General features: G+C 59.7%; 11 protein-coding genes. 6 read left to right on the top strand and 5 right to left on the bottom strand.

The features are described 5' to 3' along the window. Nucleotides 1-124: 124 nt before the first annotated feature. Nucleotides 125-2,149, top strand: coding sequence for a tetratricopeptide repeat protein (locus tag VNL17_08160; protein ID HXI84047.1), 2,025 nt, complete (start codon nt 125-127; stop codon nt 2,147-2,149). A gap of 41 nt (nt 2,150-2,190) precedes the next feature. Here the strand turns inward: VNL17_08160 and VNL17_08155 are convergent, their stop codons facing one another. Next, nucleotides 2,191-3,900 carry a GAF domain-containing protein gene (locus VNL17_08155; protein ID HXI84046.1) on the bottom strand — a complete coding sequence of 570 codons (1,710 nt, stop codon included), beginning with the start codon at nt 3,898-3,900 and terminating at the stop codon, nt 2,191-2,193. A gap of 700 nt (nt 3,901-4,600) precedes the next feature. Here VNL17_08155 and VNL17_08150 point away from each other — a divergent pair. Continuing rightward, nucleotides 4,601-6,700 carry a hypothetical protein gene (locus tag VNL17_08150; protein HXI84045.1) on the top strand — a complete coding sequence of 700 codons (2,100 nt, stop codon included), beginning with the start codon at nt 4,601-4,603 and terminating at the stop codon, nt 6,698-6,700. Next, complete coding sequence (locus VNL17_08145) at nt 6,697-7,440, top strand: prepilin-type N-terminal cleavage/methylation domain-containing protein (protein HXI84044.1); 744 nt, start codon at nt 6,697-6,699, stop codon at nt 7,438-7,440. The genes VNL17_08150 and VNL17_08145 overlap by 4 nt, the downstream gene beginning before the upstream one ends. 103 nt (nt 7,441-7,543) lie before the next feature. On the opposite strand, the gene VNL17_08140 is transcribed toward VNL17_08145, so the two are convergent. After that, on the bottom strand, nt 7,544-8,881 hold the full coding sequence (locus VNL17_08140) for a glycoside hydrolase family 2 TIM barrel-domain containing protein (GenBank protein HXI84043.1): 1,338 nt from the start codon (nt 8,879-8,881) through the stop codon (nt 7,544-7,546). A gap of 110 nt (nt 8,882-8,991) precedes the next feature. After that, the gene (gene glnD / locus VNL17_08135) at nt 8,992-11,769 is read right to left on the bottom strand and encodes a [protein-PII] uridylyltransferase (protein HXI84042.1); all 2,778 of its coding nucleotides are present in this window, start codon (nt 11,767-11,769) and stop codon (nt 8,992-8,994) included. 173 nt (nt 11,770-11,942) lie between these two features. On the opposite strand from glnD, the gene VNL17_08130 reads away from it, so the two are divergent. The 3 genes from VNL17_08130 to acpS all read left to right on the top strand — a co-directional run bounded on the left by VNL17_08130 (nt 11,943) and on the right by acpS (nt 13,450). Next, the gene (locus VNL17_08130; GenBank protein HXI84041.1) at nt 11,943-12,167 is read left to right on the top strand and encodes a hypothetical protein; all 225 of its coding nucleotides are present in this window, start codon (nt 11,943-11,945) and stop codon (nt 12,165-12,167) included. Nucleotides 12,168-12,260: 93 nt separating this feature from the next. Beyond that, entirely contained in the window at nt 12,261-13,031 is a 771-nt protein-coding gene (locus VNL17_08125; GenBank protein ID HXI84040.1) for a pyridoxine 5'-phosphate synthase, read from the top strand. Continuing rightward, nucleotides 13,028-13,450, top strand: a complete 423-nt coding sequence (gene acpS, locus VNL17_08120) for a holo-ACP synthase (protein ID HXI84039.1) — start codon at nt 13,028-13,030, stop codon at nt 13,448-13,450. Before VNL17_08125 ends, acpS begins: the two co-directional genes overlap by 4 nt. Here acpS and VNL17_08115 read toward each other — a convergent pair. Together VNL17_08115 and VNL17_08110 are read right to left on the bottom strand one after the other, a co-directional pair. Further along, nucleotides 13,430-14,506: an LptF/LptG family permease gene (locus tag VNL17_08115; GenBank protein HXI84038.1), complete on the bottom strand. Its 1,077-nt coding sequence runs from the start codon at nt 14,504-14,506 to the stop codon at nt 13,430-13,432. The genes acpS and VNL17_08115 overlap by 21 nt on opposite strands. Before the next feature lie 80 nt (nt 14,507-14,586). Then, nucleotides 14,587-14,808 carry a helix-turn-helix transcriptional regulator gene (locus VNL17_08110; GenBank protein ID HXI84037.1) on the bottom strand — a complete coding sequence of 74 codons (222 nt, stop codon included), beginning with the start codon at nt 14,806-14,808 and terminating at the stop codon, nt 14,587-14,589. Between the last annotated feature and the right edge of the window lie 4 nt (nt 14,809-14,812).

Here is a 14,812-nt window from a genome sequence, read left to right as displayed (position 1 = left end):
AAGAAGTCCGCTGGATGGCATTCAAATCGCTCATATTCACAGTGTGCAACGACAGCTGATCGAACGCAAACGCGGACACATCCGACCATTGCAAATCCGAGGGCTTTTCGTTACAGTCCGCGCGATGAAGAAGTCCCTCCAGTTGTGCATTTTGGTTTCGCTGTGCCTGGGTGGCGCGGTTGGCGCCTGGGCGGCGGATCCTGGCGACCGTTTCCTCGAAGCGTACTTCCTCATCCAGGAGGGGGATGCGGCTGTTCACGATAGCGACTGGACGAAGGCCAACCTGAAGTACAGCGGCGCGCTCGACATCTTGAATGAGATCAAGACGGAGAGCCCCGACTGGAATCCGCACATCATCGAGTTCCGCACAAAGTATATCGCCGACCATCTGGCCAGCTTGAAAACCAAGCTGGCGCAACCCCCTGCCCCGCCGCAACCGCAACCTGCCGCGACCACGAACGAGATTCCCGCGCCCCAACCCATACCGCCTGTCGTATCCACCATCGCCACCAATCCTGCCACGGCGGCCGAGAGCGAGCAGGTTCGGCAACTGACCTCGGAATTGCAGCGCGCCCATGAGCAAGTGGAGCAGTTGGAAGCTGCCCGCAACGAACTGAATGCCAAGCTGCAGGAGCAACTCAGCAAAGTTGCGCCGACGCAGACCACCCCGCAAATCGAAGAGCTTCTCAAAACGAACCAGGACCTTGCCGCCAAGCTGGCCGCCGCGCAAACCCAGATCGCGGAAGCCCGCGAGCGCGCCGCTGCGGTCCCCGCCGTGCCGACGACGACTACACCCACCGCAACATCGGACCTGGAACAATTGCGGTCGGAACTCGCTCAGGCCCGCGGTGAATTGCAGCAGACAAAAGAGGAACTCCAGCAGACACGGCTCGAGTTGGGAACCACCAAACAGGCGCTCGAGAAAGCGCAGACGGACAACACGGAATTGCGGCGTTCGTACGAGGAGGTCATCGGACAGCTCACCGACGCAAACAAAAAACTGACCGCCGTCAAGGCCGGCAGCGACAAGGACGATGAAATCATCCGCCAGTTGCGGAAGGAAAACGCGCTGTTGCGGATCATTGCGGAACGCAAGGCTTCTGACTCCGCCACCACCGGTGAAAGCGAAGAGACTACGAACGGCCCGTCCATCCCCGAGCTTCGTGGGTGGCGTCCGCGCCCCCGTGCGCAGCCAGTCGTCAAGGCCCCGCCGCCGCCCAAACTGGAAGAACCCAAACCGGAGCCAAAGCCAACGCCACCGCCCTCTTCGATGGAAGAATCGAGCCGGGGCAAGCTGGTCGCTACACTGACTGCGCCAAAGAAGGCTGAACCGACGAACGAAACGGTCGTCGCGGAACCGCCGAAACCGCAGACCAACGCTCCCGCAAAGCCTCCAGCGCCTGCGACGCCCCCGGCACCCGCGAAGCCTCCGGCTCCTGTGAAAAAGACGCCTCCGCCCGCACCGAAGAAAGAAACCGCAGAGCCGGCCGAGGCCGCGCCGAAGGACCAGGAGAAGGAGAAGCCGCAACCGGCAGCACCGGCTCCACCTGACGTGCGCAAGTTGCTTAATGAAGGCCGCGCCGCGCTCGCGTTGAAGGATTTCGATACTGCGGCGGGCAAGTACAACGCCGCTTTGGATCTGGAGCCGACGAACAGCGTCGCACTCGCCAACCTCGGCGTCATCCGCTACCAGCAGAATCGTCTCGACGATGCCGAAAACTACTTGCGCAAAGCGGCCGTCGCCGCGCCCAACGACAGCAACACGCGCTCCCTGCTGGGCGTGGTCTATTTCCGCAAAGGAGCGATCGAGGACGCCTACGCGGAACTGAATCGCGCCGTCGCGATCGACCCCCATAACGCCGAGGCGCACAACTACCTGGGGATCGTGCTCAGCGAAAAGGGTTGGGGCGCTTCCGGCGAATTGGAAATCCGCCGCGCCATCGAGATGAACCCGCAATATGCAGACGCTCATTTCAACCTGGCCGTCGTTTACGCCAAGCAGCGTAACCCGAAAGTGGAACTCGCCCGCTATCATTATAAGAAGGCGCTCGATCTGGGCGCCAAGCCCGACCCGGAACTCGAGGCGCTGTTGAAGAAACTTTCCGAAAAACCGGCTGCCCCCGCGGACGGGGTACAACCAAAACCGTAATCAGCGCCCACCTCGCGAAGCAGTGGCGACCGTCGCCGGCATCACACCGGCAGCAGGATCCGAAAGGTCGTTCCCTTCTTCGGCGCGCTCTTGACTTCGATCTTCCCGCTGTGTGCCTCCACAATTTTTTGGACGATGGCCAGCCCAAGCCCGGTCCCTTGCGTTTTCGTGGTGAGAAACGGCTCAAAGATCTGTTTCTGCTTCTCGGGCGCCATGCCCATGCCCGTGTCGGTGAATGACAGCACCATCGTGCTTCCGGGCCCGTGTTGCATGGCCGAGGAGACCGTGAGCGTTCCGCCGCGGATCATCGCATCGGCCGCGTTGAGAATCAAATTCAGGCACGCCTGCTCGATCTGGCCGCGATCGGCCCGCACCTTCGGCAGTCCCTCGCCAAATTTCCGGACCAACTCGATCTTCTGCTGGCTCAATTTTTGGCGCGTGAGCAGCAGCACGTCGTCGAGTAAATCATTCACGTCCACCAGCTCCAGGGTCGGCTCGGTCGAGCGCGCGTAACCGAGCAAATGATCGACGATCTTGTTCAGGTGGTCCATTTTTTCGGACATGATCTCCGCGTCGCGCGCCCGCGGGTCCTCGGGCGGGAATTTCAAATCGAGCGAGTGAAACAACATCTTCATTACCGTGAGCGGATTGCGAATTTCGTGGGCGACCTCCGCGGCGAGCAGGCCGAGTGTGCTCAGGCGCTCGTTGTGGCGCAATTGCTCTTCCACGTCCACGATCTTCTCGTGTAGCCGCGCGTTTTCAATCGCCACCGCCGCGAGGTTGGCCAGCGCGGAGAGCGTCTTGGTGTCCTGGTTGGAAAAATGATACGGTTCCGCCGTGTAAACATTCAGCGCGCCAATCGCAACGTCTTCCACAACCATCGGCACGGACAACAACGAGACCAGCCCCTCTTCGCGCGCCATCTCGGTGTGCCGATAGTCATCGTGCGTCTGTACGTTGAAAATGCGCAGCGGCTTGCGGCGCCGCACGACAAACCCGATCAAACTGTCCGCCACCGGCAGCGGCGGCCGGCGCAGATACTTGGTGCCCGCCCCGTGGCAGGCGCGCAATTCGAGAAACTCGCGGGTCGGATTCACCAACATCAGCGAGCAGACCTTTGTGTCCATTAGCCGGCACGCGTCGCGCGTGACGCGTTGCAGAATGTCCTGCAGGTTGAGCGACGAGATGACCGATTGCGCGACGGAAAAAAGCGACTCCAACTGCCGCGCGTTATGCGCCACCGCCTGGTACAACCACGAGTTCTGGATGACCTGTGCCGATTGATTGGCGATGGCCACCAGCAGTTCTTCGTCTTCAACGCTGAACGCGTCGCGGCGCGTCGAGTCCACGTTCAACACGCCGATCAACGCGCCTTCCACCAGCAGCGGAACGGCCAACTCGCTGCGGATGTCCTTGCGCACGGAAACGTAGTGCGGGTCGGCCCTGACGTCCGGCACCCGCAACGGCACCCCCATCTTCGCCACCCAGCCGGTGACCCCGCGGCCAATCGCCAGCTTCGTCTGCCGTGCCTTCTCGCTGAGCCCGATGGCCACCTCGATCTCCAGCAACTGCGTGTGCGGATCAATGAGCACAATCGAACCGCTATGTGCCTGCATCACCCGCACCGCCTCGGCAAGGACGCGATTGAGAACCTCTTCCGGTTCCAGTGTGGAATTGATCACGCTGCTGACGCGCACCAGCACTTCAAACTGCCGCAGCCTGCGTTGTTGCGAAGTCGTATTCCGCGCCATGATCAGCCTGTCAATCTCATCCCCAAAATCCTAAACGAATCTCCCGTAAAAAACACGCCGCTTTCCATTTGTCCCCGGTAGGGACGCGCTGCCGCGTCCTTACTTCTTCCCGACACCCAAAAATGGAGTCGCCCCAAAATGACCATCTATGTAACTCATTGTAAATCAAATACCTAACTGGGGGGGTTCGTTTCGCAAAAACACATGTTTCGAGGTCCTCCTCGTCCGCCATAGCTTTAGCGACGGCGGATTCCTCCCGTCCCTGTAGGAGCGATATTCTATCGCGATTCCCCTCTTGGCGGACCCACCATAGTTGCGCACAGCAACGAGTCCGCCATCGCTCTTCGGGCTATGGCGGATCCCCTCGCCCTTGAGAGTTGTGCGTTAAAAGTTGGATGTTGAGCGTTTATTTGTTCATAATACCATTATCGGAATCCGATGTACAGAGGGAATTACCGGGGTTTGTGTGGCGGCACCCCAAAAGCTTTCGGAGCGCCTAATCAGCCCTGTTCGCTCTCCGTCTCTGTCGCCCTATTCGTCCCATCCTGCCCCCCGATCCTCCCCTGGAAGCCTTGTAAGCCATTCTACCGGAGCCCCGAAAACATTGAGGTTCCTGCAATGTAAAAAGGGCGTAAAACTGGCGATATAGTATCGACACATAAACAACATATGTTACACTAAATTTTTACGAAGCATGGTGATGAGAGTGAGGTTCTCACACGGGACAAAGATCGCCGCCCGCCTGTTTGTGATCGGCTGCGCCACCGTTTCTTGGCATCTGGCCGCGTATGCCCAGACCAACTCTTGGATCAACTCCATCTCCGGCAAATGGGAGGATGCCTCAAGCTGGTCTCTGGGCACTGCCCCGGGCATTGGCGATTCCGCCGATGTGATCACCAACGCGGGCAACTCAACGGTCACCAACAACGCAGCGACCGCCGGCGGTTTCCCCGCCACGATGGTCATCAGCAACCTGACAGTTTCGGCCCCCAATGGCTCAACTAATACTCTCGTCCTCTCCAATCTCGGAACCGTTACTCCACTCGTCGTTCACAGTTCGGTCGTCATCGGACCGGGCGGGGTATTGCGGATGACGAATTCGCTCTTGTCACTGGACGGAGCCACGGATGGCGCAATCGGGTTGGATTCAAGCGCGACGCTTTATGGCAGCACCGTGCTTCTCAATACGAATGTTGTGATGACGGTTGGAACCACGGGCACTGGTACGCTTTCGGTCGCCGGCGGAACGAACATTGTATACGGAGATGTCTATGTGGGTTACTCGACGAATTCGGTCGGCTCGGTTGCATTGACCGCCGGGCAACTCGTGACGAGTAACGGCAACCTGGTTGTTGGCTTCTACGGCTCGGGGCAAATCATTGTTTCCAACGGCACGCTCCTGTCCGGGATTTTCACCAATACTCCTTTTGGCGGCGGTACTGTCACCGTACCACCGACTGCTATCCTGCTGGGAGCGACGGCCAGCGCCAATGGCACCTTGACCATGCTCGGCGGGACCTGCTTCGAAACTGGACACCTGGGTCTCGGCGAGGAATTCGGCGCGACGGGTCTGGTCTGGATGAGCAACGAGCAATTGATTATGACGAACGGGCCGGGTATCAGCGTCGGCGGGAACGGCGTGGGGCAAATGGTTGTCTCGAACAGTTCGTCGTTGGTTTTTAACGTGGGTGTGGCGAATGGGCCGGCATCCCAGGGAACGTTGACCATCGTGGGCGGCACGACCACGTTTTCAAGCGGGCTCCTCGTCGGCGGTTCTTTGGGTGCGACCGGCACGGTGTTCGTGACGAGCGGGCAGTTGACGCTTAACTATCCGACGATGATCGTGGGCAGTTATGGTTTTGGTCAGATGACGGTTTCCAACAGCTCAGTAGTGGCGAGAGTGATTCACATTGGGAACAACTCCGGTTCTTACGGGACGCTTGTATTTGCCGGCAGCACAACGGCCACCGTGTCGAATATTGTTGCCGGCGCTTACTCAAACTCCACCGGCCTGATACAGATGAATGGTGGCATCGTGACCGTCACCAATCAGTCGGGCGCGTGCAGCCTGGTTATCGGCCAACTCGGTCAAGGCATCCTGACGCAGAACGGGGGAAGTTTGACGGTGGACCAATTGGTCGGCGTCAACGGGACGAACAGCCAGTTCAACTTCAACGCCGGCAATCTGGGCTCGAAGTCCACGACCATCAGTAATGCGCAGACGTTCGTCGTGGGAGACGGAGTTGACGCAGCCACCTTCCAACTGCTGGGCGGGGTTCACACTTTTTCCAGCGGATTGCGGGTACGATCCAGCGCAGTCGTGACCGGCTGCGGCACCATCAACGGTGCGGTGATGATCGACCCGGGCGGCACGATTACGTCCGCATGCGGTGCCGGGACGACGCTCACCTTCAACGGCATTGTCACCAATAACGGCGCCTTACTGGCGGTCAACGGAGGCACGTTGGAATTCTATAGCCCGGTGGTGAATAACGGTTTGATCAATGCTCTCGCTGGCCACGTCAAGTTTCATGCGGGATTAGTGAACAATGGTGTGGTGCTCACCAACAACACGATTCCACAGATCGTCTCGATCTCCGTGGCGGGTTCGAATGTGAATCTCCAATTCACCACGTTTAGCAATCTGACGCACCTCGTCGAATACAATTCCAACCTTGTCAATGGGAGTTGGATCGCGCTGACTGGATATACCGGTACCGGAGGAATTATGAGTCACACGGATCCGGGAGGCGCAACGCTGACCCAACGATTCTACCGGGTTCATATGGTGGTGCCATGATGAAAAATCGCGTCGCGTTTACACTGCCGCAGTTGCTGGTCGGCGTCGCCGTCGGCTCGTTATTGATCGTCGCCCTATTACCCACCCTGCAATCGGACCATGACACTCTTCAGCGTGCGCTGTGCGCAAATAATCTGCGCGAAATCGGCCAGGCCATCACCATGTACGCCAGCGACAACAACGATTTCTTCCCGCCGGGGTACGTAAGCGGTGGGGGGGCAACAGATTGGCACTTGCTCGTCGGGCCCTATGTGGGGATGAGTCACATCACCTATACGTCGGGCCCCGCGAAGAGTTCTGTGTTTATCTGTCCGGCGGCCGTGCTGATACCACCACCCGGTACAACGGTAAACCTGACGTACACCGCTCATCGAGCGATGTTCTGGTGCTCGCCATCGCCTTGCACGCCGTTACCTGTGACCTACAAAATGAGCCAATGCATTCGCCCCAGTGAAGTGGTCATGGTCTTTGACGGCTGCCAGCAGTCCGTTGACTTTGCGGGCGCGTTCGATGCCCAGGCCTGTTCGGATCAACTCGCTGACACCACCATCGCTTACCCTGGCATTAACCCGAACAACGCGGAGCCTGCGGGAGCGAATACTGATGGCCCCAGTGGCGTTGGCCTTATCCGTTGGCGCCATTCTAATAATACCGGCGCGAATTTCCTTATGGTCGATGGGCACGTGAATTCGCTGCTCATCGGGCAGCTCTTGCGCCGTAACCTCCGTTACGATAAGTGAGCGCGCTCCGACGAAACGACGCGATGCATTTACGCTGACAGAACCGACATCGCCTCAGGTTCTCGGTCAGCAAGACGGCATCTAGACCATCGGTTTGCCCGACCTACGGTACCGCCGCCTTCGTCGCCGTCGGCTGGGCCGCGGGGGGATTCACGAAAAGGCACAGGGTGGCCACGGCGCCGCCGTTGTGGGCGGTGTGCACGAACGCGTAGAGACGGTAGCCGCCGGGGATTGTCGGCATTTTCACTTCAGCGCCGCGGTCTGTCACGTTGACAATCGCTTCGGGGAAGCCTGACGCGCCCGCCGCGCCTTCTGCGGCGACCTGGTAGCGGAACATATCGCGCTGCAACTCCCAGGTCACTTTGATCGGTTCGCCGTTCATGCTGCTGGCATCGAGCAACACGCGCACCACCGCACCCGTCTCCACCCGGCCGTCGCCATCCACCAGCTTCAAACTGTTGATTTGCGGGCAGGGATTGCTAACCGGTTTGCCGGTCCACAGTTCGCTCATCGTATCGACCGCGGCGACCTTGGTGCCATCGGGCAGGAACATCCCGTACCACGTCGCCGACGCCTCGCGCTTGTTGCCCCAGAGGAAAGCGCACGAGCCGAGGCACCATCCCTTCTCGCCAACCACGGCCCCCAGGTATGACTTCCGGTACTGAACCGCCTTCTCCGTGCTGGTTAATTCCGGCACGCCGCCCCACGGCTTCTTCTTCGTCTCCCACTGCCCCGGCGGGCCGAATTCCGTGATGATGTACGGCTTCGTGCCCCCGGCTTTCTTGTAGCGCTCGCCAATCGTCGAGGCGCCCGCGTACGTATTGAGGCCAAGGATATCGACATCCGGGCAGTTCTTGTTGAATTGCGAAACTTTATCGGTGCCAAGCTCCGCGATGACCGTCATCGTGGGGTGGTTCGGGTCTTCCTTCTTGATCATGGCCGCGATGTCCTCGATCGCCTGCCACACGGCCGGGTCACCGGCGGGCTCGTCATTCTCCATTTCATTGCCGATGGCCCAGAGGAGCAATGCCGGATCATCGCGGTAGCGCCGGACAGTCTCACGCGCCCTGTCCAGTTGTCTCTTCACCTGCTCGGCGTTGTGGTAGTCGAAGCCCCCCCGCTTGTGGCCGATCCACATTCCCGAGATCACCGTTAACCCGAACTTCCGAGCGTCATCCAAATCGTCGACAAGGCGATCGGCGCTCCACGTGCGGAAACAGTTCCCGCCATATTGGGCCAGCAATTGCTTCGACGCGTCTCCACCAACGCCCTTGATGAAATAGGGTTTGCCGTCGCGCAACAACTGCCAACCATCGGCCGTTTTCACCACCTCAACGCGTACCGGACCATCCGCCAACGCCGTATTGTGAAACAGCGCTGAAATTGTTATCGCTACCAGCAGTCCCGTCAACGCGAAGCCAGTCCGCGCCGCCTGGTACACTGATCTTCCGCGTAAGAGTCGGATATCTCCATTCCTAAAGACGTCATCGGGCATGTTTGCCGATGGTAGCGCGATTCAAACATCTTGCAAGGCCCATCGGCAGATTCGAATCAGCTCGCCAGGAGATTGATCGCCGTTTCGAGTTTCCCGCGGATGCCGTCCAGACGCGCTTCGTCGGTAATTTTCTTGCCGAGCTGGTCCTGGACATAGAACACGTCGATGGCCGCGCCCTTTTCCGTGGAAATCTTGGCGAAACTGATATCGAGGTTCAGTTCGCTGAGCGTGTGCGTGATCGTGAAGAGCAGACCGAGCCGGTCTTCGGTCTGGACCTCGACAATCGTCCGGACCTTGCTGATCTCGTTGTCGATGTCGATAATGGTCGGGATGCGCACCTCGCGAATCCGGGGGGTCTCGCCGCGAATCGCGCGCAGCCGCTTGAGCACCTCGGGAAACTCGATGTTCTCGCGATTGCTCAGCATCCGCTCCAGCATTCCTTCCGCAGTCTGGATCGCGCGCTGGTCCGTGACCGCCGCGAGTTCCTTGTCGCAAACATCGAACACATCGAGCACCACGTGGTCGCCGCGGGTGTAGACGCTCGCGCGCAGGATGTTCAATTCCGCCGAAGCCAGGGCCCCGCAGATTTTCGAGAACAACCCAAGGCGGTCCCAGGTGCAGATCGACACCTGCGAGTAACTCTGCGCGGGGAACGACTGCCAGTCCACCACGGGGACTAGGGCGTCCGCGGCTTCCTCAACTTCCAACTGCCGCGTCAGGAAGCGATGAATCACCATCAGGTGGCGCTCGATGTCGTCCGCGCTGGTGTTGATGTAATAGCTCGCCGGCATCAATTCGAAATGCGAATAAATCTCCTCGAGCGGCAGTTGGCTTTTCAGTTTCGCGCTGACTTCCTTGTACAACTGCTCGATGCGTCGCGAAAGGATGTCGCGCGCGCGCTCCGCCCCGGTGAGGGTTTGTCTCGTGCGGTGGTACAACTCCCAAAGCAACGCCTCTTTCCAGTCCGTCCACGTCTTGAGGCTCGTGCCGGCCGCGTCGGCGAACGTGAGCAGGAGCAACTGGTTGAGGCTCACCTCGGTTTTCACGATGCGGGCCGCGGCGTCGATCGTGGCCTGGTCGTCAAGGTCGCGCCGCTGGGACAACATGGAGAGCTTGAGGTGGTCGCGCACCAGGAAGAGCAACTGCGCCGTCTCATCGTCGCCGAGCCGCAGCCGGTCCGCCACCTTGCGTGACATTTCGAGGCTGGCTTCCGCATGGTGGTCCACGTTCGCAGCCTTCCCAACGTCGTGAAGCAACAGCGCGAGGTAGAGCACGTGCGGGTGTTCCAGTTGCTGAAAAATCCTCTTGTAGTTGGTGTGCGGCGGTTCGGTCGCGTCGATGATGCGGTCAAGATGTTCGATCACCTGGAGCGTGTGTTCATCCGCTGTGTAGCGATGGAAGAACTCGTGCTGGACCAGGCACGTGAGCCGGCCAAACTCGGGAATATATCTTCCGAGGAACTCGACCTCGTGCATCCGCCGCAGGATGCGGGCGACTTGTCCCTTATGTTGCATGATGCCGAGGAACGTGTCGCGAGCTTCGGGCGAACGCTGGAACGAACGATCGACCCATTTAAGGTTCTGCCGTATCTGCGAGCGCAACTCCGGGCTCAATTCCACCTCGCGCTGTTGCACGTAGCGGAACACGCGCATCAGCCGCAATGGGTCCTGCTTGAAGATCGTCGGCTCGCTCGCGGAGATCAGGCCGTCGCGGATCAAAAATCCGTCAATCGCCTCCGCCTTGCGCGGGCGTCGCCCGAGCAGCGTGCCCAGCCGCGATGGCTTTGACGGCTTGAGGGCCATGCGATCGGCCAGCGCGTTGGTGAGCAGGAAGATATTGCGCGAGTGCATGTAATAGTCGCGCATGAACGCCTCGGTCCGCCGCAGCAGGTCGTGCTGGCGATAACCGAATTCCGAAGCAATCTGCGGCTGTAACCCCAGACCGATGACGTCGCAGGCGCGATTGGTCATGTAGTGCATCGAATTCCGCACGCGCAGGATGAAATCGTACGCGGCATCAAGCTGGCGCTGCTCGCTGGCCTCTAGAAAGCCGCGTTGGCGCAATTCCGAAAGTCTCCGGCAACCGTATTTGAAAAATGACATCCAGATCAGGTTTTGGAAATCGCGCAGGCCGCCGCAACCGCCTTTGACGTTCGGCTCCTGCAAATAGACCGAGTCGCCGAATTTCTCGTGGCGGACTTTCTGGTCCTCCATGCGCGCGGCGATGTATTCGTCCTCGTGCCCCTTGACGCACTCCTTGACGAGCGCATTGCGAAACGACTCATAGATCTTTTCATCGCCGGTCAGCAGTCGGGATTCGATCATCGAGGTCTTGGACTGCATGTCCATGTTGGCTTGCGCGGTGGCTTCCGCGATCGAACGGGTGGAATGGCCGACCTTCAGACCAACATCCCACAGCATGTAGAGAACCTGTTCGACCATTTCCTTCAGGTACGGATGGTGGGAAGTGCCACGACCGGGTGTGCCGTGCAAAAACATGATGTCGATATCGGAATACGGGCTGAGCTCGCCGCGCCCATAGCCGCCAATCGCCACGAGCGAGACGGTCACGACCTCGCCGTCGTGAGTTTGGCGGTAGTTTTCATCCGCCGCTTTCAACACGTGGCGCAGCACCACGTCCATCACCTGCGCCCGGCCCTGCGCGATCTCTCGTCCGTCCCCGCCCGCATGGTGCAACAGGCGCAGGCGGTGCTCCTCGACTTTCAGGAATTTCTTGTAGGTATTGAGGATCTCAGCGGGACGCGCACCGGACTTCAGGACAAGCCGCTTCTCGGCGTGCCGCAGCACTTTTTCGAGGTGACCCTGTTGCGTCATGGCGCAAACAATACGGGACAACGACAGAAACGGGCAAGTTGAAATGCCCCAGCCGCAAGTGTTTCGGCAGCAATTAACGATGCCGTCGACAACTTGTCACAGCCGACCGGTTGACTTCGCCTGATTTTGGGTTATTGTCCGTCTAAGTTTTTCCTCACAAGGAGGAGGATTGAATGACTTTACGACATCGAAAACAAGACCCTCTCGCTGATGTGTTTCGGTCTCAGCAAGAGGAGATTAAAAAATACAAGTGGATCGAAAGCGAGAAGCTGGGCAGGGACATTGGCTGGGAGCGCGCCTCCCACGAGTGGTTACAAAAGCACTTCCCCGGCTGGAAGCGCGCCCATTGGGACCGGTTCGTCAAAGAGGCGGTTCGCACCCAGGGAAGCCTGAACTAACTTCGCGTCCATCGATTAGCAGCCCGCCAGGCGCTCACCTTACCGGAGCGTTGCAGCATTGCGGACGAACGCGGAAATGGGTAACCTGTCCGCATGCTGAAGCTCGGGGTCAACATCGATCATGTCGCCACCCTGCGACAGGCGCGCTACCGCTCTGCCCAATACCCGCCGGGAAATCCCCGGTTGTCCGGCGCGATTCCCGAGCCGGACCCGGTCTGGGCGGCTGTCGAGGTGGAACTGGCCGGCGCCCACGGCATCACCGTGCACCTGCGTGAGGACCGGCGGCATATTCAGGATCGCGACGTCCGCCTGCTTCGCCAAACCATCCGCACGCGCTTGAATCTGGAAATGGCCGACGTGCCGGAGATCATCGCCTTTGCGGAGGAAGTGAAGCCCGATGAAGTTTGCCTCGTGCCGGAGAAACGGCAGGAAGTCACAACCGAGGGCGGCTTGAATGTGGCGGGCGCTGCCAAATCACTCGCGCGCACCATTGCGCGGTTGAAGAAGGCCGGCATTGTTGTCAGCTTGTTCGTGGATCCCGACGCGCGGCAGATACGCGCAGCGGCCGATGCGGGCGCGGATTTCGTCGAACTGCACACAGGCACATTCGCGGACGCGCGCCATGAACTAGAGGAAGCGGCGGAGATCAAGAAATTGACCACGGCGGCAAAGTTGGCGCACAAGCTGGGAGTGCGCGTGAACGCCGGGCACGGCCTGAATTACCAGAACACCCCGGCCATTCTCGCAGTGCCACACCTGGAAACATTGAACACGGGCCATTCCATCATGTCCCGCGCGCTTTTCGCGGGGTTACGGCAGGCTGTCCGCGAAATGCTCGCCTTGATGGTGCCACCCACGCGATGAAGAATGAAGGTATGCGCATTCTGGGCACCGGTGTGGACATCGTCGAGACCGCGCGCATCCAGGATTCCCTCGACAAGTTCGGCGAACGGTTCCTGAAACGTTGTTTCTGGCCCGACGAAGTCGCCTACTGCAACAGCATGAAGTTTCCCGCGCTGCATTTCGCCGCGCGCTTTGCGGCAAAGGAAGCCATCTCAAAGGCCTTCGGCACCGGCATCGGGCATCACCTTGGCTGGAAGGACATGGAGATCCGCAAGCGCGAGAGCGGCGAGCCGTACGCGGTGCTCCATGGCAAGGGTGAGGAACTGGCTCGGGCGCGCGGCGTCACGGAAATGTTCGTCAGCCTCTCACACTCGAAGGACTATGCCGCGGCGCAGGCGGTGATCGTCGGTCAGGCGCCGTCAACGGGCGCGGACCAGTAGGACCAAACCTACGCCCGCGAAAACCGTATTCGTCAGCCAGGCGGCCACTACCGGTGGAATCCGGCCACCTTCCCCAAACGCGCCGGTAATATTATTGAGGAAATAGAACGCCACGACGAGCGTGAGCGCCGTCCCCACCCCGAGCAACGGACCGCTCCGGCTCACGCGCATTCCGAGCGGGATTCCCATCAACACGACGATCAGGCAGGTGAGCGGGAACGCGTAACGATTCTGGAGGTTGACTTCGTACCGGGCCAGGCCCGCCAGGTGGTTGGCACGCCGCTGCGTGCGGATGTAGCGCCGCAATTCACCCGTGGTCAATTGTTCGGGCTTCTTTCCCTCGACCGCCAGTCGCTTGGGGGTCTCCTTGATGGCGGGAAAATTCGTCTCCGCCACGCGAACCACCTGCGGTGGCGTCTGATGATAGTCATAGATGTCCGCGGCGAAAAAATGCCACTGGCCGTTGATCCAACGGGCGCTCTCGGCGTACACGTCCCGCAGGGGCGTATTGTCGGCGTTGTGGTCATGCACCTCCGTGTTGTCCATCCGCGAGGCTTGCGTATCGAACCGGCGCGCATACCAGTCGCGGTGCTCGACGGAATTTGCGAAGAAATAATTCTCCAGCACGCCGCGTTCGCCGCGGCCTTTCACCGAGTTTCGCAAAGCGTCCGCATTTTCCCGGGCCCGCGGCACGAATAATTCATTGACGGCGAACACCGCGAGGGTGGCGGCGGCACCGACGCCGAGCAACGGCACGGCAAGGCGCAGGAGGCTGACGCCGCTGGCACGCATGGCGATCAGTTCATTGTGCTTGCTGAGGTTTGCCAGGCAGAACAGCAGCCCCAACAGCAGCGCCATCGGCATGATCAGGACGAACATTTCCGGGAAAAGAATCAGGTAATAGTGGAAGACGGTGCCGAGCCGGGCGTGGTACTGGATGAACTCGTCGAGCGTGCTGAAAAGATCGATCACGATCATCAGCATCGCAAACGCATCGAAGCAGTACAGTAGCGGCCAGGCAAATTCGCGCAGCAGATATTTGTCGAGAATCCGCACGGGGTGAAGAGTAGGGAAAGGAGCGCGCAGCCGCGAGAAAAAAGCGCCAGTGAATCGATAATGGGATTTCGCCGAACGGACTAGATATTTGCCACAAGATCGCGCACGCGGACTTTGAGAACTTTGGCGAGCCTGATCAATGCAAGCAGGGAAACAAACGTCTCGCCCCGCTCGATTTCTCCAAGGTGGTTCGGATGAAGGTCGGCCAGTTCGGAGAGTCGTTCCTGGGTAAGGCCGGCCTTCTTTCGGTACCCGCGAATTGCCTCGCCGATGATCTTGTACTGTTTGGGAATAGCCTGCACCAAC

Source organism: Verrucomicrobiia bacterium (genome assembly GCA_035577545.1).
Classification (GTDB): Bacteria; Verrucomicrobiota; Verrucomicrobiia; order Palsa-1439; family Palsa-1439; genus Palsa-1439.
The sequence above is the reverse complement of the archived record's forward strand: the minus strand, read 5'-3'. Positions and strand labels throughout refer to the sequence as shown.